A 25,658-nucleotide genomic window follows, 5' to 3' on the forward strand; every position below is an offset into this window, starting at 1 on the left:
TGGCATTGCTGCTTACTCCAGACTTTATTAGGGACTGATCGTACCCAATCTGCAGATTTTCTGACAAACCAGATCCTCTCCTGCTTGTTCTTCTCCCGAAATGAATTATCCGGTGGTATCATATGAGACTCAACATGAAACACAGATTCATAGATAAACTGATAAACTCTATACCCCAGTCAACAAAGATCTATCTCTGAAAAGTAATGACCATCAGGGAAGAATAGGTCTCAATCCTTTCTGATCTCCATGCTCATTATATGTATTATTATGGAATAGTAGTTCTGACAGTATCTGGATGTACTGCTAAGGTATGGCAGGCATATGAAAGGTGTTTGATTGAATGGATCCTGAATGAGGTTCGTATAGTATGATAACTGTTATACCGCAACCTCACAGAACTACTCTTATATACGTAAGATAAAACGAATCCCATACAGACCCAATTGAATCAGGAACATGTAATGAACCCGGATGATCTTCTCAATACGATCCCTGCTGTGGTCTTCCATGCCCGGTATCGTGGGGATACTCGTATGATAACTGTCAGCAGACAGGTTGAGAAGCTCACCGGCTACCCGGCTGGATTCTTCACAGATGAAGAACGACCGCTTGAGTCTTTTATTGTCCCGTCTGATCTCACCGGAAGAAGAGTTACCATAGAAGCCTCTCTTCAGGGAGACTCTCCGTACCAGGCAGAATACCGGATCACCACTGCTGACGGGGCTGAACGCTGGGTCTGTGAGCAGGGAAACCCGGCTCATGGATCTGATGAGATCTGTGGCATCCTCTCTGACATTACTTGGAGGAAGGCTGATGAATTTTCCTCTGCTATCCGTGCTGATCTGTATGTACGGGCATTTGATGCAGTTCCTGAGCTGATCGCCATCCTTGATACCAGCCATAGAATCCTGGAGATCAACCATGCCATGGCAGAAAAGCTTGGATGCACACCTGAAGAATGCAGAGGAGAGAAATGCTTTGCATGTATCCACGGTACAGATACCTTTCCTGATTTCTGCCCTCATTCAAAGTCTATCGTTGATAACAGAGTCCATACCGAAGAGGTGTATGAGCCCAAACTCGATGGAGTTTTTCAGGTTACAACAGCCCCGTTCACAGATGATGACGGGAACGTGATGGGGTGCATCCATATCGCCCATGATCTCAGTGATGTCAAGAAACAGCAGCAGAAGATGATAGAATATGCTGAAGAACTTGAGGCGATGAACCATGAACTCACCGAGGCACGGGAAGAACTCGCAAAGTTTGCAACCACCCTTGAGTGGCAGGTGGTTGAACGCACAGCCGAAGTAAAGGCTCTCTCTGCTGAGGTACTTGAACGCAATCGGATGGTTGAGCAGTTTCTCAAGAAGAAGGATCAGTTCATCAACCAGCTAGCTCACGATCTCCGTACACCCTTAACCCCGGTGGTAGCCCTGCTTCCGCAGCTGAGCGAGCGGATCTCTGATCCATACCTTCTTGAGATTATCAGGCTCTTCGAGGTCAGGCTCGGTCATCTCAGAGAAATGACTGAAGAGGTGATCAGGTATGCCCACCTGAACAGCCAGAGTTACATCACCGACTACCGCGTGTTTGATCTCCATGATTTTGTAGACGAATCGTTTGCTTTTCATCAAGAGTATGCGGTACAAAAAGAGATCGCGTTCACCAACTCAGTGCCTGATGGTATCAGGATCAGGCTGTCAGAGAGTCAGGCTCCTCTCATGTTCAGGCACCTCATTCTCAATGCGATTCAGTTCAATAAAATTGGTGGGACGATCATTATCACCGGCAGTATGAATGGTGACTGGGTTACTCTTCAGATCATCGACACCGGCTCAGGTATCCCTGAAGATCTCATTGACGTGATGTGGGATGAGTTCACAACCGGCGATCCCTCCCGCAATGATCCCAGACACAAAGGTCTTGGTCTTCCGATTGTCAAAAGGATCGTAACGATGCATCGTGGATATATTGTTGCAACCAGCCAGGGGAGTGACCGGGGAGCAACATTCACCCTTACCCTTCCACTGACTCCAAACCCTGACCCTGCCGGACAGAGTAAACTGGAACAGTAATACTGCTTATCTTCTCACTCTTATGGCTCCAGGGCACGGCCTTTTGTCTCTGGAAAAACCCAGATCCACAGGCCGGTTGCAACTGCAAACAACGCACCCAGGCATATACCCACGCCCAGATTGTACATCTCTCCGATATATGCGATTAATACCGGTGTTAACAGTTGTACACCCCTGGCGATATTGAACGCCGCACCACTCAACGTATTCCGAATTGCAGTAGGGAAAATTTCTGCAAACAGCGGTCCATATCCTCCAAAAAAGCCGGTGCCAAATCCTACCAGTGCCATACATCCGAGAATTACTCCCGGGATTCCTGCAATAAGATCCCAGAGGAGCGTGATCATAACAAGGCCGATCGCCATGATTGTCGTATAGAGGGTGAATGACACACGACGTCCGATGCGATCGGCGACAATACCAAATGATAGATACCCTGCAATTCCTCCAATCTGGCAGACGATGATCCATATGGCTGACATACTGAGAGAAAAGGACCGTTCCATGTACAGATATTCGGGCAGCCACGAGTAGGTGAACCAGTATGCTGACATCCCCAGGGTTGCCACTATCAGGGCGAACAAAAACAGTTTCCAGTACTTTCTGTCAGGCACTCCAGGTAGACTTTCGGGATGTATTTCCGGGTTTGTAAGGTTTCTCCGTTCTGCCGTACGTTCCCAGAGATCAGACTCTGGAATGTTTCGTCTGATGAAGAACACGAATAATGTAGGAAGAACAGAGACGATAAAGCATGCTCTCCACCCTATGATTGGAGCAATAAATCCGCCCATGACTGAAGCGAGCAGGATTCCAATCGGTGCACCAGTCTGTACATATGATGCATACTTACCCCTTATCTGGGCTGGGAAGAGTTCAGCGATGTATGTCTGCCCGGTAGCCCACTCGCCCCCGACACCGAGGCCGGTGATGATCCGGAAGAGGATCAGGCTTTCAAGACTGGTTGCAAACCCACAGAGCAGGGCGCCAAGGCTGTAGATTATTATACTCAGTTGCAGCACCGGCTTTCTGCCATATCGATCGGCTAGCAGACCGAAGATGATCCCGCCTGCTGCAGAAGCTGCAAGGGAAACCCCCAGGGCATATGAAAACTGGACCGAAGAGATGTTCAGATCCTTGCCGATCCAGACAAAAAGATTGGTGAGAAGGAGGAGATCATAAAAATCAAAGATCCACCCTGCCCAGCACATCCCCAGTACCCGGTAATGCACAGGCGTTAACTCGGTACTGGAGTTGAGAAGTGGTGTCACGAAAGGTCCTGTACATACTACCTATGTTACAATATTTATTACTCATGTTTTCTCATGCATTTAATCGCTTTCTCATCAAAATCTGCGATAATTACTGAGAAGATATACTGGTCTCCACCCTCACCGACAGAGACCACTGATTTTTCTGTCGGAACTCTTCTGGCTTCACCGGATGCCGAGGGGATAAGAACGGAAACACTCTCATGCCCTCCTTTCTCAAGGAGTTCTGTGTCGCCTTCTACAAATGCATGATACAGATCGGGCGGGAGCAACTCACTGAGACTCTTTCCTGCAGCCTCTTCTTCATGTGTGCATCCAAATAACCTGCAAAACTCCGTGTTGACCAGAAATACCCGCTCGTCGTGGCGGTAGCAGGCGATCGGGTGCGGAAACTGATCAACGACTTTTCGCATGATCTTCCACTGGAGCTGCTGCTGCTCCTCCTGGATGCGTCTCTCGGTCATGTCAGAGATCAGCACATAGTAGCGTTCTGCATCGTCGTACTTGTTTGAAGAGATCCTGGCATTCAGGTATCGTGACTCACCATTCCGTCGTGCTGACCAGAAACTAAAATTCTGTATTGAGGCGGGATTATCTCCCATCTCTTTGAATTTGCATCTGACCTTCTCTTTCTCCCCTTCTCCTGCAAACTGGGGTGGTTCTATTGTTGCGAGTTCTTCCCTGCTGTAGCCGGTTATATCCGTAAACCGTTTGTTGGCGTAAAGAGTCTCTTTTATCCCGTTTTTAATCTCAACCACGAGCAGCCCGTCACTCATGTTGGCGATCATCTCTTCAAAGAACTCCCTGCTTCTCTTGATCTCATCGTGTGCAAGGCGTTCATTGGTATGATTCTCAAGGATGACGGTTATGCCTGCAGTCCCGTCGTCAAAGACTGTTGGCACGATCTTCAGGTGATAGTACTGGTTTGGATCAGTCTCAAGTGTGACCTCTTCGAGATCATTGCCTGTTCTGATCTGCTCTGCAATGACACCGAGAAGGGTATGAATTGCCGGATCTGGTGCAGAGATATACTTGATCTCCTGAAATAGTACCTGATCCCTGTCAATACCGATAAGGGAGACAAATGGATCATTGATCTGGAGGACACGGAGGAACTGATCAACGACCATCACGAGATCGGTGGTATAACTAAGAAGGGCTGAGAGCGGCACCCGGGATGAGAGGGTATACACCTTTGCCATCCCGAAGGTTCTGAGATCAACATGGCCGGACGCATGCAGGATGTCCAGGTATCTCCCGACAGAATGTTTGTTCTTTCCAAGTTTTTCTGCAATATCGGTGATACTCATTCCCTGATGCTGTTGCCTGAGCAGCTCTTTGATACGTGAGAGCTCCTCTGTGATCCGTTGCATACTTACGCATGGATTATGTGATCACAAATAGGTTCCCCTTGTATGAAGCAATTGTCTGTATCTTCTATTTGTGACAAATAACCCGAAACTTATTATGTATCTATGTTTACATCTGTATGTACAACAAAGAACAGAGTACACGTATGAGTTATCAACCACTGGTCGCGGATGTCCCGGGAGGCGTGAGATATGGCCCTGTATCAGGCCTGTTCATGCTGCTGATTCTTCTTGCAGGTCTGGTCTGTCTGCCTGTATCTGGAGACTCAAAGTACCTCTCCGGCTCTCCTAATATCTCCGCATCCATATCCGGAAGTCACGAGTTCACTCCCGGTACAACAAATCCACTTCAGATCTCGATACAGAATACCGGTCTGATCTCATCAAAGATGACCCACTCCGATGTTCTGGATGGGGATGCCACTCCGAGCACTGCAAAGATGGTGCTGGTCTCGCTCGATGTCGGTGATGCACCGGTGGTCGTCAAGTCAGACACTCAGATGCTTGGAGACATCGCTGCATCCAATGCAAAGCCTGTCACGTTTCAGGTCTGGGTAAAGGATGAAGCCCGGGCAGGGAAGTACATCCTCCCGCTTCACATCACCTATACCTATCTGGCTGAAGCAGATCAACAGGGGACTGAAAGTGTCACATACCGGTACACTGACCGGGATATGACGATTGACCTTCCGTTTGAGGTCAGGTCAGCGATCAATCTTGATGTGACAAAACTGACTGCACAGGATATCAATGCAGGAGGTTCAGGATACCTGCTGGCGACCCTGAAGAACACGGGTGTTGATTCAGGTGCAAAGACCATCGCAAAGATTGCACGTAGCGAAGGATCACCTGTGATTCCTGTCGACAGTGCTGTCTACATCGGTGCATTTGCTCCCGGAGACGAGGTCAACACGAAGTTTAAGGTCTCGGTCTCCAAGGATGCACAAGGACAGGAGTATCCCCTTGACCTCTATGCCACCTACGAGAATGTCGATGGTGTGACTCTTGATACACCAATTCAGCATCTGGGTATCGCAGTGGCACCAAAGATCGTCTTCTCAACGGTTGGAAAGCCGGTAGAGATTAGCCAGGGCGAGACAAAAGAGATCGAAGTGACGTATCGCAACGATGCGGACACATCTGTGTACCTTGCAGAAGCACGGATAACGCCTGTGGGCTCCTTAAAGGGTTCAGACAATCTTGCCTACCTCGGTGATATCAAGCCCCGGGAGACAGCCCGTGCAGTCTTCAGGATCACAGCATCTGGTGAAGCTGAGCCTGGAACCTACGCAATGGACTCTGAAATAAGGTTCCGTGACGCTCTTGGCACCAGCCAGACCTCTGATATCGTTAAGGTACCGGTAGAGGTTGTCTCTGCAGGTCCGGCCGGATTCATCACCGCAGATCCCCTTGCAGTGCTGCTGTTGCTTGGCATCATCATCGGCGGAGGGTACTACTTCACCGTTCGTCGGAAGGCCTCCGGAGTAAAATCCGCTGGAGATAGTTTGCCATGATAATAGTTCAGTGATAGAATTATTAATCTTGAGAACTAATGTCTGATAGCAGACAGTTGAAATGGATGTTACAACCCTCGACAGAGCAGCCGGAAACATTCTGGCTCTCCTGGTCTTCTATCACAAGCAACTCTTCAAAACCGAGCACGGCATCTCCGGTGTTCAGGCAGCACAGTACCGTCTGCTTGGACATCTGAAGAAAGAAGGAACTCTCTCCATGACAGCTCTCGGGACCCGTCTGTACATCTCCAAACCGTACATGACGAGTCTGGTTGATGCTCTCATCAAGGAAGGATATGTCGAGAGACTATCAGACGCAAACGACAGAAGGGTGATCAACATCTCGATCACCGAGGCCGGAAAACAGCATCTGCTTGAGGCACACCGTCTGTACAAAGATGGGATCAAAACCCTCCTTGCAGATCTAAATGAAGAGGATCTGAAAAATCTCTGTTCCTCTTCAGAGGTTGTATCCTCAATTCTGGGAAAACTCAGATGATGTCCCGGTCTGTGACCTTCTGTCAGGCTGAACAGTCCGATTCATGAACTAACCCATCACGGTAACACAACAGCAATTTCATGGAAATTACTATGTCAAGTCAGATACGCAAAACATTCATTCTGGTAGTATTCGGCCTGCTGGTTGCAGCGCTGATCGCCTCACCTGCACTTGCAGGAACCAAGTATATGTCAGGCTCACCGAACATCACCGCAAGTATTGCAGGGAGCAATGAGTTCACCCCCGGAACCACGGTCCAGATGAAGGTTCTTATACAGAACACCGGTCTGAACACCATCAAGATGGTTCAGTCAGGAATCGTTGACCGTGACGATGTGCCAAGCACTGCAAAGATGGTGAAAGTCACCCTTGGTGCAGGCGACGCTCCGGTTCTGATCAAGTCAGACCCGCAGATGATCGGAGATGTTAAGGCATCAAATAACAGTCAGGTTACCTTTGACATCAGGGTAAAAGACGATGCACAAGCAGGCACGTACACCCTCCCACTCACCATCGAGTATACCTACCTTGCAGATGCTGACCAGCAGGGAACAGACAGTCTTACCTACCGGTACATAAAGAAGGATCTTCAGATCGAACTGCCGTTTGTTATCAAATCAGCAATCAATCTTGATGTCCTCTCCGTAACTCCTGAAAACATCAATGCAGGTGGATCCGGATACGTGACACTCAAGCTCAAGAACAGCGGTGCTGACACCGGAAAGAAGGCAATCGCCAAGCTGAGCCGTAACGGCAACTCCCCGATTGTTCCGGTTGACAGCACCGTCTACATCGGAACCTTTGAGCCAGGCCAGACCGTTGACACCAAATTCAAGGTATCTGTCTCAAAGGACGGAGAACCACAGACCTACCCACTGTCAGTCCTTGTCTCGTATGAGAACGCTGACGGAGAAACACTTGAGACCCCGGTAGAAGAGTTCGGTGTCCCGGTCGGATCGAAAGTATCGTTCACAGTAACCAGCCCTGCAGGTGAGACTTCACCTGGAAAGAAGCAGGCAGTGTCTGTTACCTACCGCAACGATGGTGCAGCAACAGCATACAGTGCAGAAGCCCGTATCAGTGCTGTAGATCCATTCACCAGCAACGATGACCTTGCATACCTCGGTGACCTCAAACCAGGCGAGTCAGGAACGGCAAAGTTTGAGATCAGCACTGCATCAGATGCAACACAGAAGACCTACGGACTCGATTCAGAGGTCAGGTACCGTGACGCCCTCGATAACAGCCAGATCTCAGACACCGTCAAGGTCCCGGTCTCTGTTGTGCCATCCGGTGGTATCGCCTCGCTACTTGGAAACCCAATTGTGATCGCCCTACTGCTCGTAATCATCATCGGTGCCGGATACACCTTCCACACCCGGCGCCAGAAACAGGTCCGCTAACCGTTACCCGGTTGTGATACCTTATGCAATCATTTTTTTCCGGTGTCGCCGATCTTGTGGTTCACCGGCCCCGTCTCGTTGCTCAGGTAGCTGTAGTGCTTATGCTGATCTCTCTTGTCGGGATGAGTATGATCTCTATGGCTACCGGGAATGACACCTATCTGGATAAAAATTCCAAATCTGGTGTCGTCTCAAACCATTATTCTGATACGTTTCAGCAGAACACCCTGGTCCTGCTCTTTGAGTGCAACGATCCCACGAGTCCTGAGATTCTAGCCTACATCGACTCGATCATGGGGCCGATTGCGAAACTGCAGTATGTTTCAGGAACTGCCAGTGTCACGGAGGTGTTCAAACAGGCAAACAACGGGACCCTTCCAATCTCCTCTGGCGAGGTTACCGAAGTAAAACAGAAGATCTCACCCGCAGTTCTCAAGCGGTATGTCCCGTCAAACCTCCTGAACATGGCGATGGTGACTCTTGAGCCGGGTCTCAGTGACAAGAAGAAAGAGTCTGCGATGAAGAACATCCTCTCGTTCATCGACAGTACTAATATCCCCCCGGGTCTGTCCGTCAAACTCACCGGAGATGCAGCTTTCAGTATGGAGATGAAGAATGAGATGGGAGCCTCAATGGCAACACTCATTCTGGCTGCACTTGTATTGATGGTGATAGTCATGGGACTGCTCTTCTCCTATGTCAGTCACCGGTTTCTGCCCGTGTTGATCGTCTCTATAGGACTCCTTTTCACCTTTGGAGTCGTCGGGCTGGCCGGGGTTACTGTCAGCATGGCAGTAATCTCTGCATTCCCGGTGATGATTGGGCTGGGTATCGATTATGCGATTCAGTTCCACTCACGACTGGAGGAAGAGGCCCGGACAAACTCTCTTCCTGATGCAATCCGTAATACTATAACCAGAACCGGTCCTGCGGTAATGTACGCGATGCTGGCTACAACGATGGGATTCATCGCGATGTTCATATCCCCGGTTCCAATGATCCAGGGCTTTGGCCTCGTGAGCATCATCGGTGTGGTCGTCTGTTACATGACATCTCTCATAGGCATACCCCTTATTGCGGTTTTGATAGACTACAAAGCAAAAGGAGCAGGAAAATCTAAACTCACTGACAATATCGACTCCGGATTGTCCAGGATTGCAGTGGGAATTGCGAAGAATCCTGTGCCAGTACTGCTTGTAGTCTTTTTCGTGGCATTTGTTGGCATCCAGATGGATTCACATATTCCAATTGATACCAACCAGAACTCCTTTGTCCCGCCAGGGATGCCTGCCAAAGTTACACTCGACAAAGTGACCCGCATTGTGGGATCGACTGATCCAGCTCCGGTTCTGTTAAGTGGTGATAACGTTCTGGCACTTGACAATGTCAAGTGGATGAAAGAATTTACAGACCTCGAACTGAAATTGCATCCAACCCGGCTGAATAACGCGTTAAGTATTGCTGACTACGTTATCTCATACAACAATGGGACGATGCCACAGACCCAGAGTGAGCTCGATACGGCCCTGGCAAAGATTCCTGGAGGGACCCAGAAACAGTATCTGAATGGTAAGACTGAAGCAGTCATTCAGTTATATACCTCAAACATGGAGACGCCTGCAAAGAGTGATCTAAAGGATCAGATAAAAGGCGATCTCGTAATGTATCCGCCACCGCCAGGAATCCAGACCAGTATTACCGGTAGTTTTGATCTCTTTACCACCCTGATCAGTCAGCTGGTTGAGAGCAAGGAAGCAATGACATATCTGGGATTTGTCCTCGTGGCATTGTTCCTTGGTCTGGTATATCGTAACATCAATGCACTTACCCCGATTGTTCCAATCGTTGCTATTGTTGGGTGGAATGCAGTTGCGATGTATGTTCTTGGCATTGATTACAACCCGATGACTGCATGTCTTGGGTCGATGACGATAGGTGTGGCTGCAGAGTACACCATCCTGGTGATGGAACGGTACCTGGAAGAGCGTGAGGAGACCGACGATGTTATCGAGGCTATCAAGAACAGTGTCAGGAAGATCGGATCAGCAATCCTGGTATCAGGACTTGCAACGTTCTTCGGATTCTCTGCATTGATCCTCTCGACCTTCCCGATCATCAGCAACTTTGGGCTTACCACCATCATTGCGGTGCTCTTCTCACTGATTGGTGCCGTTGCAGTGATGCCTGCAGTGCTCTCACTGGTCGATCAGATCATCCACCGGGTTGAGGAGGTTGAGGAAGAAGTGCTTCACATCCATCCCCATGCCCACGAGAAGAAGTAATTAGCAATTTTCTGCATACTTCTTCTCCATCGTCAGGGATCTTCCCTGACCCCTCCTCTCTTTGGTATCCTATTTTATTCACTACAAAACCCTGACCCCCTGCCTGACAGTGTACCGTCATCCTTACTACCCTCCTTATCAGACGTATCTGTATGTCTTCTCAGGATGGGGGTATCCCTGGTGTGACTGTCATGTACCCAGTCGTGAAAGTCTCAGGTGGTACAGAGCATCAGACTTCTGTTGAGGTATGTACCGAGTCGCGGGTGATCCTTTTTCTGAACGATGTGATCATCGGTGATCTCTCGATCACTCCTGTTGAACTTGAGGCCTTTGCAGTCGGTCACCTGATCTGTGAGGGATATATCTGCAGAGTGCAGGAGATCAGCTCAATCACAATCTCGCTGCCTGAGATCAGGATAACAACACCCGGTCCTGAATGCACACCCCAGGGGCAGTATTGCATGAAAAAGGCCTTTTCACCGGTTCTACCTGGGGCCCCCAACGGGGCACCGTTGGGGTTTTCAAAGAACAGTTCCGGCGGCTCCTGCCGTGATCTCCTCCCTGACGGTTCGCTCCCTCCTCTTCCTGATGGATTGTCTCTAGATGTTGACACCATCCTGAGTTCGATGGAGAAGGTCAATGACTACTCTGTCATCTGGAAGCGTACCGGTGGTATGCACTGTAGCCTCATCATCAGGGATGACGGCGAAGTGATCTGCGGGGTCGAGGATATGGGCCGCCACACCACCGTTGACAAGGCGGTGGGTGTAGCACTGCAAAAGGGGGTTGATATCAGCCGCTGTTATCTTGTCTGCTCTGGTCGTCTTCCGGTAGATATGGTAGCAAAAGCGTACCGGGCTGGTATCCCTGTTGTGGTCAGTAATAATGCAGCATTTGCCGGAGGTATCGAGTTTGCAAAAAAGACCAATATGACCCTTGCAGGATTTGTGCGTCCTCCGAATATGACCATCTATGCCGGTGGCCACCGGATCCGATCTGCTTCACAGTAACCCTTGTGACCGTGCATGATTCTTCGTGAGTCATGCTCTCCTCTACTTGCTGAAAAAAGGAGGTTCTCTGTGGATTATCCGATTGTAAACTTTTGCATCTCATCGCTGAGCCGGGTTGCAACAGCAAATACCTGCTCAGACTGATCTGTCAGTTGATCTGTTGCTGCTGCCGCCTGCTGGCTTGCTGCTGCTGCAGAGACAGCCTCCTTGGAAGTGTTCAGGACCATCTCATCCACCTCGTTGATAGAGGCGGTGATCTCTTCAACTGCTGCAGCCTGCTGCTCTGCAGATCTGGCAACCTCATCCATCCTCTCACTGATCGTGGAGATTGATCCGATGATCTCGTTGAAGACCTTCAGCATTTCAGAGAGTGCCTTTCCTCCGTTCTGAACCGATGTCGCACTCTTGTCCATTGTCTCAGATGCAAGTTCGGTCTTCTTCTGCAGGCTCTCGATCATGCCGGTGATATTCTCTGCTGATCTGCGTGACTCAAGAGCCAGTGACTTGACCTCGCTTGCAACAACTGCAAATCCTCTCCCTGCTTCTCCTGCCCGTGCAGCCTCGATAGCAGCATTGAGTGCAAGTAGGTTTGTCTGACTTGCGATGTCAGTGATGACCTTTGTTATTTTGCTGATGGTCTTCATCTCTTCCATGATCTCATGGACGATCTTGACCACCTGCTCGGTGGAGATGGTGATCTCTTCCATACCTGTCTCGGCACCTTTTGCAAGTTCGGTGCCTTTTGATGAGAGATCGCTCGTATCGATTGCCAGATGGTTCACTTCGTCGGCCCTGGCAGAGACAGCAGTGACGTTTACTGCAAGATCCTCCATGGCCTTCAGAATCTGGGAGATGCCGTCTTTCCCACGCTCTGCGTTCAGGCTCACAGCCTGGGCGATATCCGCAAGGGCGTTTGTACCCTGACTGACATCATTGATACTGCCGTGTGTCTGGGTGACGACCGAGTTCAGGCTTTTGACTTGGTCGTTGATGATCCGGACCGCTTCTGAGACGTTGGCCCCGACCTGGTCAAGTGCCTGTTTGAACTCCGTCCAGTCCCCCTGCATCGCTAATGCCGGATTTATCCTGCGTGAAAAGTCATAGCCGGCATACCTTTCAGAGACGACCATCGCCTCGTTGACAGGAATAATGACCGAGTCAAGGGTCTTGTTCATCCCCTCGATGATGGTCCTGAACTCTCCTTTGTGACGTGTGGGATCGGCCCTGACTGATAGGTTACCTTCTGTGCCTGCCTTACCGAGTTCATTCACATCAGCAATCAGTGACCTGATATTATCCCTCATCTTTATAAGGGGTTCGTACATCTGATCCTTTTCTGATGCTTTCCTTATTGAGGCGGTGAGATCACCCTCTGAGATTCGTGTCACGTATACGATCAGTTCAGCCAGCCAGTCATGTACGTTATTGATGGAGTCCTTGAGTTTTGCATGATCCCCGACACATTCTATCTCCACACGATCGCTCAGATCACCACCCTTGATCTTTCTCAGGACCCTGTATCCCTGTATCACCGGGTTTATGGTCGTGTCAAGCATCTCGTTTATCTCGGTGATCACCTCTGCATATGCACCCTTGAACTTTGCTGAATCTCCCCGTTCCGTGATAGATCCGTTTTGTGCGGCTTTTGTGATGCGAAGGATCTCATTCTGCAGCTCGATGATGACATCTGCGACCCCGTTTACTGCAATCCTGATCCGTTCATGTTCTCCCTGGAACGTATGGTCTATCCGTGAGTGAATGTCTCCGTTTGAGATCTTGACAAGTATCTTGCTCATGTCCCTGAAGGGATAGAGGATATCATCAAGCATCTCGTTGATTCTGGTAATCAGGGTCTCAAGATCCCCGTGATATCCTTCAGGAGCGATTCGGGCACGAAGGTTTCCCTTCTTCATCTCCTCAGAAATATTCAGGATATCTCTGATGGCACGCGATTCTGCACTGTTATCAATGATAGAAAATATGAGAAAGTCCCCGTAGGCTGCATCTGTCTGCCTGATAGTTCCTCTTCCCTCAAATGTAGTATTGTCTGCCCGGTAAAACCGCCATTCTATATTGAGGGGTTTTCCTGCAGTAACACGGGAGAGCAGGGGCTGGACATGTTTTGATGAGTCGGAGCCGTCCGGCTGTTTTAAGGGAGAGAGGCCAAGCAGGTCCTTTCCGATGATGAATGATTTATCTGTAGTTTTGAATAATTTTCCTGCAGCCTGGTTGAAACCACAGAAGCGGTTATTCTTCATGATAAGAACCGGACAGGGAATATTGTCGATCAATGCAAGGACAGGCGGGCTGTCAAAAGAATTGACGACATCCGGATTTTCTGCGCCCATAATTTATTCTCCTCTGTTGCTCCCAGGTGAAGTGAGACACGCTGATTGACGAAGTATCAGTAGTATAGCATCTCATTCAGACAGTATAAATAAATACACTCTCTTGTAGTATCAGGGTTCTCATGAGTGAAACAGTGATGAGTCACTCTCTATATATATTGAAGCAGTACTGCCATAGTCACCTGATTTGTTATGCTATATCTGATCGGTGATACCACGCAGTTACCTGCGGATCTCAAAATCTGTATCACCGGCAGGGGCCTCTTTGGTTACGATGAGGCGATCAACTCTGATAACATACGAGTCCCTGGCATACATAGCGTCGATCATCTCTCGTACAACCTCCTCTTCACCTTCGATCACCGCTTCAACCGTTCCGTCAGCATGGTTCTTCACCCACCCGTTCAGGTGAAACATGGCTGCCAGGTCCCTGACAAACATCCGGTATCCGACACCCTGCACTCGCCCTTCAGCTACAATCCGCCTCCTCTGTACTGTCATGAAAACCCGCGAGATTGTAGGATGCAGATCAATAAATGTGTATCATCGTTCCTGTGATCTCCGGCAGACTAAAGCATCATGGAGTAAATAACAGCATTAAGTACCATACCCAGGGTATCTGGGTTCTCTAAGGGGATGGAATGATCCGGGTTCTTCTGATTCAAGGCCACGGCAGCGATACGCTCGTCTCTGATCTCACCGGTCAGATGGAGATTGATCTGGTTAAGGCCTCCTCTCTTCAGGCAGGAAAAGTGCAGGCTGCCAGGGCATCGTGTGATATCATCCTTGCACCCTCACCGGGATCTTCAGGCTGTGACGAGCCTGAATATTCTTCCGATCTTATAATCTGGAACCAGGAGATCAGGTCCCGCGGAGAGGCAACGGTATTCCTGCTCTATACACAGGTTGCCAGATCACTTGTTGTAACCGATATCACCGCTGGAATTTCAACGGTTCCATCCGGTCAGGCGGCTCCCCGCTCTTTGATCGCAGCATTCAGGCAGGCATCAAACCGGGGCCGGCTTGAACGGTCGTTCAGGGCCGGATATGATCTCCAGACCCGTATCATCGCCTCGATGCCTCTTGCGTACCTCGGTCTTGAGAATGGCAAGGTCACAGATGCCAATCAGGCGTGTCTTTCTCTCATGGGGAGATCGTCCGAGCAGGTAAAGGGACAGCCTGTATCAGATCTGATATCAGCAGATGAGTCAGGCTCTCTGCATGAGGCAATGCTGCGAACCCCTGGTAGCAGGATCCCGGTACGGATTCACCTTCCCGCAGGATCTGATCCTGCTCTGGTATCTGGGTTATCAGGAATATCCGGGTTTATCTTTCTTGAGGATCGCAGGGAACCGGCAGACCTCGCAGCCCGGCTTCGTGAGACCGAGCGGGAGTGCAGGGAGAAACTCTGGCTGTCTGAGACGTTGGTGCTCAAAATGGATCCTGATGGCACCATCACCTTTGCAAACAACGCCACCCTAAGGTGTTTCGGGTACACTGATACCGGGCTTGACGGGAATCATATCAGCATTCTGATCCCTCCCGGTCTTGGCCCTGAACCTGTTGCACCGGTCAGCCTCTTCCTCGGGGTGGCCAACGAGTCTGAACCGACTGCCATCCATATCATGGAGCATCAGAGGAGAGACGGCGGTAAGATCTACATCGCCTGGACAACGAAGGCGTACTACACACCATCAGGAGAACTCACCGGACTGCTCTGTATCGGCACTGACATGACTGATCAGACCCCTGAAGGCGAAGGCCGGATCAGCACACGAATCTGGCGTGATCGGGTGATCGAAGGAACTGATATCATTCCGGAAGTGTTCGATGCCATTCTTCAGGCTTGTATTGAGATTGCACGTGAAGGCCGGGAGGGCAAGCCGGTTGGTACGGCCTTCCTGGTCGGTGACCGTGATGAAGTGATGGCACGTTCCCGGCAGCTGATCCTCAACCCGTTTTACGGTCATCCTGAAGAGATGCGGACGATCATCAAGAAAGACGTACGTGAGATGCTCAAAGAGTATGCCCTTCTCGACGGAGCATTCGTCGTATCAGGAGACGGTATGCTTGAAGCTGCAGGGCGGTACATCACGGTTGATGCAAGCCAGGCCTCGCTCCCGAAAGGGATGGGGACTCGTCACTCATCAACAGCAGCGATAACCACGGTTACCCGTGCAGTGGGATTTGTGGTATCTGAAAGCGGCGGCCGCGTATCAGTGATAAAAGACGGAAAAATCGTAAAAGTTATCGGGTGAGTCGGATTGGTCTGGATCAGACCGTGATGAACATGGATTTTTCTGCCATACAGATCGGGCACTTCCAGGTGTCAGGCAGTTCTGCAAAGTCAACACCTGCCTGTATCTCTCCGTCTCCGGTATCTGGATTATAGATATGTCCACATATCGTGCATCTCATGGATTTCATACCTCACAATCGGTCTCCTTTCCCGATAAAGCTGCATGATGGTCAGGAGATTTTAGATATTTACGGTATTTAACGAGTCAGGCCTGCGTCTCTTCTGAAAAATCCGGGTAGAAACCTGATCTCAAATCTGACTCCTTCTCCACTGATACCTGTCTCGGTGATTGTTACGCCAGACATTGCAAGGATCTCTTTGGCAAGGAAGAGCCCGTACCCGGTATTCTTCCCATAACCCCGCTCAAAGATCCGCATCTTCTCATGAGAGTCAATTCCTACCCCGTTGTCCTCGTACACAATAACCAGGGATTCATCCTCCTCTCTGCATGAGAACTGGCATATGGAGACGCTTTTTCCATGCCTCTCCGAGTTATCAAGCAGACAGAAGAAGACCTTCTCAAGAAGCGGATCAGCAAGTACCTCGAGGTCGCGAAGTGTCTTGTCTGTTTCAACCGACGCGATAGATATTCCATCTGAAGCATTACGGATCACATCGTACACCTGCTGCCATGCCAGTTCCTGCAAGCCGATATCCTGATAGGTCCTGGTAAAGGATATCTGGTTTGAAATCGTCTCTGCTGCTGCCATTACCCGCCGCAGCATGATGCCGATCTCTGGATCTGTATTCATCTCAAGTGCCATATCTGTGAACCCGATAAGGACAGAAAGCTGGTTTAAGACATCGTGCCTGGTGATACTTGAGAGGAGGCTCAGTTTCAGGTTTGCCTGCTGATAGGCCTTCTCGATCTCTTTTCTGAATGTGATGTCACGCTTGCTCTCGCGACGCCCGATCCAGGTTCCGTCATCCCTGAATACTGACTGACAGATGTGGCTTATCCAGCGCTCTTCCCCTGACCTGGTGATGATCCGGTAATCCATATGGCAGGCCCCGGTTTCCGGGCTGAATTCACCCTGGTAATGGCACCTGATCTTCTCCTTGTCATCCAGGTGAGTGATGTCTATCACAAGGTCAGGATCTGAAAGGAATTCTTCAGGCTGGTATCCGGTTATCCGCTCACAGGATGGTGAGACATACTGGTACACGCCTTCCGGACTGATCCAGGCCTCCCAGTCATATGTATAATCGGCAAGTGTCCGGTACTTTTCCTCGCTTGCATAGACGATCTGCTCAAACATCTTGCGATCACTGAGATCGTAGATGATCCCGATGATCCCGTACACTGCTCCTGTCTCATCACGAAGAACATTTTTAGAGATGAGTACATCAAGACTCCCTCCCTGAGGGAGTGAGAAATTGTACTCATACTGCTGGATATAGGGGTGCTTTATGATGAGTTCGTCCATGTGGCCGCAATGTTCGGCAACATCGGATGGAAAGATGTCATGGTTTGTCTTTCCTACGATATCGCTCCTGGAAAGCCCGAGCAGTTCTTCAAATGCCGTGTTGCAGTCATTGTAGACTCCGCTGATGTCCCGGCTGAAGACTGGCAGAGGAATTGCATCCTTCAGGGCCTCAATACAATATCCCGCAGACGGTCCCACTGAAATCTTCTCTTCAGCAGATCCAGAGCACGCTCTCTTTGCCGGTGTATATTTTTCCTGTATCATCCGGCTGATTGCAGTTGATAAAGCCTGACAGAGTTTCCCGGGCTCACCCTTCGGGATGACAAGATCAACACCGGCGCTTATCGCCTCGACCATACATTCTTCCTCGCCTCTTGCGGCCAGGACAATGAACGGGACATCTTCTCTAAAATCCCTTATCTCTCTCAGGATCTCAAGGCTCTCACTCATGCTGCAGCCTGATATGATGATCCCGCTCTGGTGAAGATCTGCAATCTGGCGTGCCTCACTGCGAGATGAAACAATCTGGAGGGTATATTCTTGATATTTTTTAAATTCTTTATCGATATCAGAACAAAAAGATGGATCTGTATCAATAAGAAGCAGTGAGACCAAAGATTTCCTCCGGGTAGAGGATACTCACTAGATATATAAAATTGCTCCGAATTTGATTGCACGATTCAGAGGCGTCCATTCTCCTGATCCAAGCCGGTATATACCATGGTGATCCACCTTCCAATATACAGAGTAATAGTAATGGTCTATCTTCAAAAATATCTCGAAGATTGTGGCTGTGATCCCGATCTTGTCCAACTCATCCGTCTCATCTCACGCCAGATGGAACCTATCAGGAAGGCGTTTTTCGATAACCAGTTTTATGAGCATACTCTGAACGCTTCTGGCGAAGTCCAGGCAGCTCTTGACAAATGGTCTGATGCCCATCTGATCAAGGTCATCGGCGAGTCCGGATATGTCCGGGAGATCGCGTCAGAAGAACAGGAGGATATCATCAGGTTTGAGGACTCCAGGCGTGAGTATGCGATGGTGATGGACCCACTCGACGGTTCATCGCTCATCTCCACGAACCTCACCGTCGGAACGATCGTAGGCATCTACGAGAGTGGCGGTGTTATGCAGAAAGGGAGAAATCTCAAGGCTGCATGTTACACCCTCTTCGGTCCGCTGACTGTTCTGGTCGTCTCTGTCGGGAAAGGTGTACAGAGTTTTGCTTGGGATCCCCAGTCTGAACATTATTACCTCCTGAAAGACTCGTTTATCATCCCTGAAGGGAAGATCTACGGGACGGGAGGAGTCAGGAACGAGTATATTCCTGCCCATGAGAAGGTCATCGATTACTTTGATGACGAAGGGTTCAAGATCCGGTACTCAGGCTCATTTGTTGCCGACTGTCATCAGCTCCTTGTGTACGGGGGTATCTACACCTATCCTGCCCTGAAAAAGAGTCCTAACGGAAAGCTTCGCCTGCTCTTTGAAGCAAATCCGCTAGGATATATCATCACACAGGCAGGTGGAGCTATAACCGACGGAAATCAGTGTCCTCTTGATGTCCAGCCTGAAAAAGTCCATCAGCGGATACCGATCTATATCGGGAGTGCGGGAGTCATCAGTAAGATCGAAGAGATCTACAGGAATCAGTAACTCCCATGTCCTCACCTCCTTCGTTTAGGAACCTTTAATATGCCAGCGTCCCTCACCTAAGGCAGATGGTTAGCAGCATTGTCCTTCCAATAAAAAAGGTATTTTCTCTCGTTGACAGTACCATTTCAGTGGAGATGAAAGACGAAGGACGGACCTTCCAGGGCACGCTGGTCGCCGTTGATGAGTATCTGAATCTGCACCTTGAAGATAGTGTTGAGACAACAGATGCAGCAAATAAGCGGGACCTTGGCACGCTCGTCATCCGGGGAAACAACATTCTCTCAATCGCACCTGTAGCATAACCTGATTATGACCGGATCTGAAGAAGACGCTTTCAGGTTGATCGCAACGCAGCCTGACGGTGTTCTGCAGAGTGAACTCTGGAAGATGCTGGGAGTAGACAGCCGGAAATGCTCCCGTATCGTTAAAAAACTCCTTGACACCAACCGGGTTGAGAGGATCGAGTACAGACAGGAAGGAATCAAGACATTCCGTCTTATTGCCAAGAAAGGTCCGGTGGATCCCCGCTGCCTTCTGGCAGGTGAAGAGTTGATCCCCTGTATTGCCTGCGATCTGGAATGCTCGGTGAACGAGTGTAATCTGCTCCTCGACTGGATGTATCAGCTTGCCATCTCTGATGTGGAAGTTGAGACTCCTGAAGAGGACGAAGAAGCGTAACCGATACTTCTCTTTTCTCTTCGTTCTTTCACGGGTTAAAAAAGTTAGTCGAAGGGTTCGAACGGGGCATTACATTCCGTGCAGGAGATCGCAGGGATGTAATACTTATGCACGTACTCCTTGACCATTCTCCGTGCTGAAAACTGGGGCGTGTTGCTCTTTATTGACTCTTTCATCATCTGAACCCAGGCATGGGGCACCCCGTCAAGGCCTGCGTCGTAGTAGAGTGGTACAATCTCGTTCTCCAGCAGGTCGTAGAGTTCGATGGCATCCTCCCAGTCACGATCTCCGTTGTTATTCTTTGGATTACCACCAAATATCCACCCGTTCTTCTTGTTATACCCCTCAAGCCACCAGCCATCTCCGATGGAGAGGTTGAGCACCCCGTTTACTGCTGCCTTCATCCCGCTCGTCCCACTTGCCTCAAGGGGTGGCACCGGGTTGTTCATCCAGATGTCCACGCCCTGGACAAGGTACTTGGCGATCTGTTCGCCGTAATCTTCAATGAAGGCTATTCTTCCGCCAAACTCAGGCTGCTGTGCGTACTGGTAGATACGCTGCAGGATCCGCTTTCCTTCATCATCGGCAGGATGGGCTTTTCCTGCAAAGATGATCTGCACCGGTTTCCAGGGGTTGTTCAGGATCTTTTTGATCCTGTCGAGATCCCTGAAGATGAGGTCCGCCCGTTTGTATGTTGAGAACCGGCGTGCAAACCCGATGGTAAGTGTGTTCGGGTCTATAAGGGCTCCTCCGGCAACGACGTTTGCACAGTCTGCCTGGTATTTCATCCAGTCACGCCGCTTGAACTGGAGGATACGGTTTATCAGTTTAATCTTCAGGCCATAATGGAGTTCCCAGAGTTTTGCATCAGGAATCCGGTCGATGAGTGCCCAGACGTAATCCTTGTCATGATGGTCGAGCCAGTCCGGACATATCGGTGAGAGATACCTGTTGATCAACTGGATCAGACGTGGATTCATCCAGGTCGGAACATGAACCCCGTTCGTGATCGATCCGATCGGAACGTCGTCGAGCTTCACCTCGGGCCAGAGGAAGTGCCACATCTTCCGTGCTACTTCGCCATGCTTTGCACTCACTCCGTTCGAGTAGGCAGACAATCTGAGTGCGAACGCAGCCATGTTGAACATGTCAGGCGGGTCTTCCTGGTGAGTTCCTGCCTTCAGGAACTCTTCGCGTGACATCGTAATGGCGCCGTAATACTGACTGAAGTACTTGTCAACCATCCAGTGGGGAAACTTGTCATGTCCGGCTGGGACCGGTGTATGTGTGGTAAAGAGGGATGTCTCTTTTACGTGCCGCCATGCATCGACAGGGTCAAGCCCTCCTTCGACCTTCTGCCTGAACCGCTCAACAAGGGCGAATGATGCATGCCCTTCGTTCAGGTGAATGGCCGAGTACTGAACTCCCAGTTCCTGAAGCAGGTGAGTACCGCCAACCCCAAGCACGATCTCCTGAAGAAGTCGCATCTCGTTGATACTACTGTACAACCTGCTGCTGATATTGCGCAGGTGTGGAGGATTCTGTTCGATCTCCGTGTCAATAAGATAGAGGATGACCCTTCCGATATCTACACGCCAGATTGAGAAGTGGATCTGCGGCGTTATGAACGGAACCTGAAGGACGAGTTGTTCCCCGTCTTTATTGAGGACACGTTTAATAGGGGCATTGTCCCGATCTATTTTCTCTTCAACATCCTCCTGCCACCCATCGCTCCTGACCCGCTGGTGAAGATACCCGTCAGCGTACATGAATCCGATAGCAACGAGTGGGACACCGAGATCGCTGCATTCTTTCAGGTGGTCACCTGCTAGAAAGCCAAGCCCTCCTGCATAGAACGGGAGTGAGTGCTGGAGTCCGTACTCTGCGGAGAAGTATGCGATCTTGTGGCGCTGGTGCTCAGAGTAATACTCGGTAAACCACTGGTTTTTTGCGAGCATGTATCGCTGGAACTTTGCGATGACTGCATCGTACTGGTTGGTGTACTCGGGATTCCCGCTCCCTTCATCAAGAATTTCAGGGGGAAGCTGCTGCAGCATCAGTACCGGGTTATGAATACTCTCCTTCCAGCCCTGCTTGTTCAGGTTTTTAAACAGCATCTGGGCTTCCGGATGCCAGGATGACCAGAGATTATAGGACAGGTCAATCAGTCCGGATAACCGGTCAGGAATATGATCAAAATCGATCCATCGAATGCCTATCATATGAATATCTACTCCGGTACTCGGTGTTAGGAGATTATTTGAACGAGTACATAACTGTTGTGATGCCGCGATCAGGAATGCGAAATCTCCTGAATTTTACCTGAAAAGAAGTACCCCCGGACGGATTCGAACCGTCGTCATCGGAACCAAAATCCGAGATGATTGACCGCTACACTACGGGGGTATGCTGCCTTTTGTTCTCCTGTATAAGTACCGGAGCACAAGGCCTGTATCTATTGGATCTGATCGGTTATAGACCGTGCTGATTGTAATTGCTCTTGATGTCAGATACCTGCAGATCCCCCTGACTCTGGTATCAGGCTATCTCTTCTTGAGCAGGCCGGGAAATAACTCCTCGATATGGTCAACGACATCTGGATCTAGTCCTATCTTTCCTGCTTTGTGTACATGTTCGCGGATGAACTGATCCTTCTGCTCTTCATTCAGGGTCCTGTATGACTCCTTCGAACTCCTTCCCTCAACAACCCAGGAGATCACGTAGTAATGCCTGACCCCGTAAGTGTCGGTCATGAGATAGAGATCCTCTCCATGGGCAAAATCTGTCCCGGTCCGTGTAACTGATCGTGGCTGACGGATGACGTTGACATCAGTCTCCGGGTTGATCTCAAGCCACCTTCCGTCAGCGGTCCGTATGGTCTTCTTCATCCTCTCGGTATTGAGACGGCCAGGTATACTATGCTGCTGCTACTCACGCTCCGGAGCAGAGAGGGGGAAGTAGTCATGGTAGACTCTGCGCCGCTCATCAAGGTCGGTATGCAGGTATACCTCGGTTGTCTTGATCGATGCATGGCCAAGGTTCTCCTGAACTACCCTGAGATTTTTTGATCTCCGGTAGAGTTCACTTGCGTAACTGTGCCTGATCTTGTGAGGGGTGATCCCTTCCGGGGCATACTTCCTGAAGATATGCTGCACAGTTCGTGGTGAGATGTGATGTCCCTGCTGACCGAAGAAGAGCGGACCGGTGAGGCGGTCTGCAACCATGAGATCGATCTCATCGAGTGTCTCCTGGTCGACAAACACCATTCTTATCTTCCCTCCTTTTCCCCTCACCCTGATCATCTGGTCATCGATGTCGATGTCTTCGACATTGATGGAGCAGAGCTCAGAGACACGAACCCCTGTTGCATAGATGATCCTGACGATCAGCCTGTCACGTGAATCAGGGATCGATCTGAGCAGCCTGATCACCTGACTGTGTTTGAGGTATCTGAGCTCAACATCCTTGACACGTGGCCGGTCGATGCGGGGTACCGGGTTTGCAACAAGTACGTCCTGCATGATCATGAACCGGTAGAAGGAGGAGAGGGAGGAGAGGATCCTGTTGAGAGTGGTGGCATGGTACTCCCTGCTCTGAGTAAGGAACGAGAGGTAATCAGTAATCTGGATCGCACTCACCTCAACCTCGGTCTCCAGCCGTACCGGGTGCTTCTGAAATGATTCAGGTGTGATGGTAGCACGGCTGTTTCTGGTCAGCCAGATGTAGTGACCAAACCGTGTCAGGGTCTGGTCATAACTGATCAGTGTTTTCGCCGAATAATTGCGCATTTTCAGATACTGGATGAACCGGGGAATCCATTCTGAAAAATATCCTGAATTCACTTGATTATATGTCTAATTTCTATTTTAATAACTTTTACGCAGAATACCTATTCTACGCAATCTATGATCGCAAAGTCATGATCCGATTTTGATACCTCATCACCTGGTCACAACCAGAATATCATTACAAAAATAGATCAGAAGAGGGGTCGATCAGCATTCTGATCCGATGGTTACCTGCCGCATGATCACGGCAGGGTCGTCGACTGCAAACTCAAGAATGAGTTCAAGGTCCCGGTGATCAGTCAGGAACGATCTGATCAGTCCAAGACTGAACCTGTTGTCAGGATCATCAAAGAGGAGGTGTTGCCGCTCTGACTCAGGCCCCGGACTTCCTGAGAGGTGGCTGAACTTCATTCCCAGGTCTGCCATTCCATCAAGCAGGTCCTGGTATGGCAGGCCCCTGACTTTTGAGGTACACCAGAGGTGGGGGAAGTCAGGACAGTACCCCCTAATAGTACCTACTCCGAGGACCTTCAGTTCTTCAGGGGTGACACCGAGGTATGCAGGCCCGAACTGAAGATCTGGCAGACTTTCCAGGATGTACCGGGGATCAGGATACTGGTCCAGAAATCCATGAAAGCTGGCGATCGCCTCCTCCTTATGGCCATGTCTGTATCTTCCGGCATGAACCACGATGATCTCTGAACCGGTTCGGTCTGCGGCCTCCAGGGTCTGACTCATCGCTGCCTCGATATGTCCCCTGATATCAGGTATCCCTGAAGAGAAGAGATCAGGTTCGCATGGGTTCACCTGCTGGAGGTGATGGGGAGCATGAATGCGAATCTTTCCTTTGTATGACTCAAACGGCTGGATGTTTGTCTGAAAGTCTGACTCAGGCTGCGGGATTACCATCAGTTGTACATGCCCGATAGAGCCGTTGTCAAGTAAATCTGCCCTTGAAGGAAAAACTTCAGGCTGGGTGAGCAGGCATCCGGCTCCAAAGCGGATCGGCTCAATCACGTTCAGAACCATCCCTCCCAGATTGCTGAGTGCCGATTCATATGGCAACACCCCCGGTATATGTGGGATTTTTCTCCGCTGTCTCTGCGATTATTTAAACAAGAATTGGAATTCATAACCCCTATATCTCTGTATTGCACATTACAATAGTATCCCAAACCCCCCCGTGATCTCTATGAGTGCAGGAGCAACAACTGATGAATGAGTCTAAAAAGGATTACCCAGTCCTTATCGTTGAGGATGATCCGATCATTGCCCGGGTACTTGAGACGATCCTCAAAGACAGTGGCTTTGTCGTCGATGAACCGGTGAACTCGGGTGAGAAGGCTATCACCCGGGTAGCAGCCAGAAAACCCGGTATCGTACTCATGGATATCGATCTGCTCGGCCATCTGTCGGGTATTGAGACAGCCAGAATTCTGTTTCATATCTTCAATGTCCCGGTGATCTTCGTGACCGGCCATGACGAGGAGGAGGTGCTCAGCCATGCAAAGGAAGCAGATCCCTTCGGATTCCTGGTCAAGCCTATCAACCAGAATATTCTGAATACAACAATACAGGTGAGTGTCAATCTGCACGAGAAACTTTCAGGCACCACCGAAGGAAAGACCGGAGGGCTGACCCAGGCCCAGTGTGAAGACCTTGTAGGATCGCTGAAAGCGGTCATCCTGCTGGATGACCGTAACCGGATCATATGGCTGAATGATGCAGCCGAATACCTGCTTGAGAAGTCAGGTTCTGATCTCCTGCTCTCAGATGCGCCCTCTTCTATCAAGATGGAGGACCCTGACTCAGGTGAGACAATTGATATCTTTTCGCTTGATCCCACGTTTGAACGTCCGCTGATCATGAAAGATCTTCAGAAGACAAAACAGGTGATCCCGCGGATATTTATGATCAACGACTCATTTGGTGATATCAGCGGGTACTTCCTTGAACTCAACCCGGCCGGTGAGTAAGGAACTTCAGTTCTGACATGTTGAATCGTATCTGAAACCAACAACGAGCCCTCATT

General features: G+C 49.9%; 21 protein-coding genes and 1 tRNA gene. 11 read left to right on the forward strand and 11 right to left on the reverse strand.

The genetic code is table 11. The features are described from left to right. The first annotated feature begins 464 nt into the window (after nt 1-464). Nucleotides 465-2,081 (forward strand): PAS domain-containing sensor histidine kinase, encoded by a 1,617-nt coding sequence (locus ACHZA2_RS14530; protein ID WP_319580312.1) that lies wholly within the window; start codon nt 465-467, stop codon nt 2,079-2,081. A gap of 20 nt (nt 2,082-2,101) precedes the next feature. On the opposite strand, the gene ACHZA2_RS14535 is transcribed toward ACHZA2_RS14530, so the two are convergent. Both ACHZA2_RS14535 and ACHZA2_RS14540 read right to left on the reverse strand, forming a co-directional pair. Continuing rightward, the gene (locus ACHZA2_RS14535) at nt 2,102-3,349 is read right to left on the reverse strand and encodes an MFS transporter (RefSeq protein ID WP_319580313.1); all 1,248 of its coding nucleotides are present in this window, start codon (nt 3,347-3,349) and stop codon (nt 2,102-2,104) included. 38 nt (nt 3,350-3,387) lie between these two features. Continuing rightward, nucleotides 3,388-4,722, reverse strand: a complete 1,335-nt coding sequence (locus tag ACHZA2_RS14540) for a PAS domain S-box protein (RefSeq protein WP_319580314.1) — start codon at nt 4,720-4,722, stop codon at nt 3,388-3,390. 143 nt (nt 4,723-4,865) lie between these two features. On the opposite strand from ACHZA2_RS14540, the gene ACHZA2_RS14545 reads away from it, so the two are divergent. The 5 genes from ACHZA2_RS14545 to fdhD all read left to right on the forward strand — a co-directional run bounded on the left by ACHZA2_RS14545 (nt 4,866) and on the right by fdhD (nt 11,427). Next, nucleotides 4,866-6,233 (forward strand): S-layer protein, encoded by a 1,368-nt coding sequence (locus tag ACHZA2_RS14545; protein WP_319580315.1) that lies wholly within the window; start codon nt 4,866-4,868, stop codon nt 6,231-6,233. Nucleotides 6,234-6,294: 61 nt separating this feature from the next. Continuing rightward, on the forward strand, nt 6,295-6,732 hold the full coding sequence (locus ACHZA2_RS14550; protein ID WP_319580316.1) for a MarR family transcriptional regulator: 438 nt from the start codon (nt 6,295-6,297) through the stop codon (nt 6,730-6,732). Nucleotides 6,733-6,824: 92 nt separating this feature from the next. Continuing rightward, on the forward strand, nt 6,825-8,135 hold the full coding sequence (locus ACHZA2_RS14555; RefSeq protein WP_319580317.1) for an S-layer protein: 1,311 nt from the start codon (nt 6,825-6,827) through the stop codon (nt 8,133-8,135). Between the two features lie 23 nt (nt 8,136-8,158). Then, nucleotides 8,159-10,417: a hydrophobe/amphiphile efflux-3 (HAE3) family transporter gene (locus ACHZA2_RS14560; RefSeq protein ID WP_319580318.1), complete on the forward strand. Its 2,259-nt coding sequence runs from the start codon at nt 8,159-8,161 to the stop codon at nt 10,415-10,417. A gap of 152 nt (nt 10,418-10,569) precedes the next feature. Further along, nucleotides 10,570-11,427 (forward strand): formate dehydrogenase accessory sulfurtransferase FdhD, encoded by an 858-nt coding sequence (gene fdhD / locus ACHZA2_RS14565; protein ID WP_319580319.1) that lies wholly within the window; start codon nt 10,570-10,572, stop codon nt 11,425-11,427. A 74-nt stretch (nt 11,428-11,501) separates the two neighbouring features. Here fdhD and ACHZA2_RS14570 read toward each other — a convergent pair whose 3' ends face one another. Together ACHZA2_RS14570 and ACHZA2_RS14575 are read right to left on the reverse strand one after the other, a co-directional pair. Further along, nucleotides 11,502-13,775 carry a methyl-accepting chemotaxis protein gene (locus tag ACHZA2_RS14570; protein ID WP_319580320.1) on the reverse strand — a complete coding sequence of 758 codons (2,274 nt, stop codon included), beginning with the start codon at nt 13,773-13,775 and terminating at the stop codon, nt 11,502-11,504. Between the two features lie 222 nt (nt 13,776-13,997). Next, nucleotides 13,998-14,276 carry an acylphosphatase gene (locus ACHZA2_RS14575; protein ID WP_319580321.1) on the reverse strand — a complete coding sequence of 93 codons (279 nt, stop codon included), beginning with the start codon at nt 14,274-14,276 and terminating at the stop codon, nt 13,998-14,000. A gap of 140 nt (nt 14,277-14,416) precedes the next feature. On the opposite strand from ACHZA2_RS14575, the gene ACHZA2_RS14580 reads away from it, so the two are divergent. Beyond that, on the forward strand, nt 14,417-16,033 hold the full coding sequence (locus ACHZA2_RS14580) for a diadenylate cyclase (protein ID WP_319580322.1): 1,617 nt from the start codon (nt 14,417-14,419) through the stop codon (nt 16,031-16,033). A 16-nt stretch (nt 16,034-16,049) separates the two neighbouring features. Here ACHZA2_RS14580 and ACHZA2_RS14585 read toward each other — a convergent pair whose 3' ends face one another. Beyond that, the gene (locus ACHZA2_RS14585) at nt 16,050-16,202 is read right to left on the reverse strand and encodes a rubredoxin (RefSeq protein ID WP_319580323.1); all 153 of its coding nucleotides are present in this window, start codon (nt 16,200-16,202) and stop codon (nt 16,050-16,052) included. Nucleotides 16,203-16,271: 69 nt separating this feature from the next. Continuing rightward, the gene (locus tag ACHZA2_RS14590; protein ID WP_319580324.1) at nt 16,272-18,116 is read right to left on the reverse strand and encodes a PAS domain S-box protein; all 1,845 of its coding nucleotides are present in this window, start codon (nt 18,114-18,116) and stop codon (nt 16,272-16,274) included. A 141-nt stretch (nt 18,117-18,257) separates the two neighbouring features. Between ACHZA2_RS14590 and ACHZA2_RS14595 the strand changes: the two genes are divergently transcribed. The 3 genes from ACHZA2_RS14595 to ACHZA2_RS14605 all read left to right on the forward strand — a co-directional run bounded on the left by ACHZA2_RS14595 (nt 18,258) and on the right by ACHZA2_RS14605 (nt 19,838). Further along, complete coding sequence (locus tag ACHZA2_RS14595; RefSeq protein ID WP_319538113.1) at nt 18,258-19,160, forward strand: class 1 fructose-bisphosphatase; 903 nt, start codon at nt 18,258-18,260, stop codon at nt 19,158-19,160. Between the two features lie 65 nt (nt 19,161-19,225). Further along, entirely contained in the window at nt 19,226-19,462 is a 237-nt protein-coding gene (locus ACHZA2_RS14600; RefSeq protein WP_319538112.1) for an LSM domain-containing protein, read from the forward strand. A 7-nt stretch (nt 19,463-19,469) separates the two neighbouring features. Next, entirely contained in the window at nt 19,470-19,838 is a 369-nt protein-coding gene (locus tag ACHZA2_RS14605; RefSeq protein WP_319538111.1) for an Lrp/AsnC family transcriptional regulator, read from the forward strand. A 44-nt stretch (nt 19,839-19,882) separates the two neighbouring features. On the opposite strand, the gene glgP is transcribed toward ACHZA2_RS14605, so the two are convergent. From glgP to ACHZA2_RS14630, 5 genes are all read right to left on the reverse strand, one after another. Then, nucleotides 19,883-22,060 carry an alpha-glucan family phosphorylase gene (glgP, locus tag ACHZA2_RS14610; protein WP_319538110.1) on the reverse strand — a complete coding sequence of 726 codons (2,178 nt, stop codon included), beginning with the start codon at nt 22,058-22,060 and terminating at the stop codon, nt 19,883-19,885. Between the two features lie 111 nt (nt 22,061-22,171). Beyond that, nucleotides 22,172-22,244 (reverse strand) — tRNA-Gln (locus ACHZA2_RS14615). A gap of 137 nt (nt 22,245-22,381) precedes the next feature. Next, entirely contained in the window at nt 22,382-22,726 is a 345-nt protein-coding gene (locus tag ACHZA2_RS14620; protein ID WP_319580325.1) for a hypothetical protein, read from the reverse strand. A gap of 39 nt (nt 22,727-22,765) precedes the next feature. Continuing rightward, complete coding sequence (gene xerA / locus ACHZA2_RS14625) at nt 22,766-23,680, reverse strand: site-specific tyrosine recombinase/integron integrase (protein ID WP_319580326.1); 915 nt, start codon at nt 23,678-23,680, stop codon at nt 22,766-22,768. Between the two features lie 153 nt (nt 23,681-23,833). Further along, nucleotides 23,834-24,691, reverse strand: coding sequence for a xylose isomerase (locus tag ACHZA2_RS14630; protein WP_319580327.1), 858 nt, complete (start codon nt 24,689-24,691; stop codon nt 23,834-23,836). A 149-nt stretch (nt 24,692-24,840) separates the two neighbouring features. Between ACHZA2_RS14630 and ACHZA2_RS14635 the strand changes: the two genes are divergently transcribed. Further along, the gene (locus ACHZA2_RS14635) at nt 24,841-25,602 is read left to right on the forward strand and encodes a response regulator (RefSeq protein WP_319580328.1); all 762 of its coding nucleotides are present in this window, start codon (nt 24,841-24,843) and stop codon (nt 25,600-25,602) included. Nucleotides 25,603-25,658: the final 56 nt, after the last annotated feature.

The organism is uncultured Methanospirillum sp. (assembly GCF_963668415.2).
Lineage (GTDB): Archaea > Halobacteriota > Methanomicrobia > Methanomicrobiales > Methanospirillaceae > Methanospirillum.

Excerpts from the sequence above, each read along its gene's own strand:
- glgP (WP_319538110.1), bottom strand. The coding sequence starts at position 22,060 with ATGATAGGCATTCGATGGATCGATTTTGATCATATTCCTGACCGGTTA.
- ACHZA2_RS14570 (WP_319580320.1), bottom strand. The coding sequence starts at position 13,775 with ATGGGCGCAGAAAATCCGGATGTCGTCAATTCTTTTGACAGCCCGCCT.
- ACHZA2_RS14540 (WP_319580314.1), bottom strand. The coding sequence starts at position 4,722 with ATGCAACGGATCACAGAGGAGCTCTCACGTATCAAAGAGCTGCTCAGG.
- ACHZA2_RS14600 (WP_319538112.1), top strand. The coding sequence starts at position 19,226 with ATGGTTAGCAGCATTGTCCTTCCAATAAAAAAGGTATTTTCTCTCGTT.
- ACHZA2_RS14580 (WP_319580322.1), top strand. The coding sequence starts at position 14,417 with ATGATCCGGGTTCTTCTGATTCAAGGCCACGGCAGCGATACGCTCGTC.
- ACHZA2_RS14560 (WP_319580318.1), top strand. The coding sequence starts at position 8,159 with ATGCAATCATTTTTTTCCGGTGTCGCCGATCTTGTGGTTCACCGGCCC.
- ACHZA2_RS14620 (WP_319580325.1), bottom strand. The coding sequence starts at position 22,726 with ATGAAGAAGACCATACGGACCGCTGACGGAAGGTGGCTTGAGATCAAC.
- ACHZA2_RS14550 (WP_319580316.1), top strand. The coding sequence starts at position 6,295 with ATGGATGTTACAACCCTCGACAGAGCAGCCGGAAACATTCTGGCTCTC.
- ACHZA2_RS14595 (WP_319538113.1), top strand. The coding sequence starts at position 18,258 with ATGGTCTATCTTCAAAAATATCTCGAAGATTGTGGCTGTGATCCCGAT.
- ACHZA2_RS14585 (WP_319580323.1), bottom strand. The coding sequence starts at position 16,202 with ATGAAATCCATGAGATGCACGATATGTGGACATATCTATAATCCAGAT.
- ACHZA2_RS14530 (WP_319580312.1), top strand. The coding sequence starts at position 465 with ATGAACCCGGATGATCTTCTCAATACGATCCCTGCTGTGGTCTTCCAT.
- fdhD (WP_319580319.1), top strand. The coding sequence starts at position 10,570 with ATGTCTTCTCAGGATGGGGGTATCCCTGGTGTGACTGTCATGTACCCA.
- ACHZA2_RS14575 (WP_319580321.1), bottom strand. The coding sequence starts at position 14,276 with ATGACAGTACAGAGGAGGCGGATTGTAGCTGAAGGGCGAGTGCAGGGT.
- ACHZA2_RS14635 (WP_319580328.1), top strand. The coding sequence starts at position 24,841 with ATGAATGAGTCTAAAAAGGATTACCCAGTCCTTATCGTTGAGGATGAT.
- ACHZA2_RS14605 (WP_319538111.1), top strand. The coding sequence starts at position 19,470 with ATGACCGGATCTGAAGAAGACGCTTTCAGGTTGATCGCAACGCAGCCT.
- ACHZA2_RS14545 (WP_319580315.1), top strand. The coding sequence starts at position 4,866 with ATGAGTTATCAACCACTGGTCGCGGATGTCCCGGGAGGCGTGAGATAT.
- ACHZA2_RS14555 (WP_319580317.1), top strand. The coding sequence starts at position 6,825 with ATGTCAAGTCAGATACGCAAAACATTCATTCTGGTAGTATTCGGCCTG.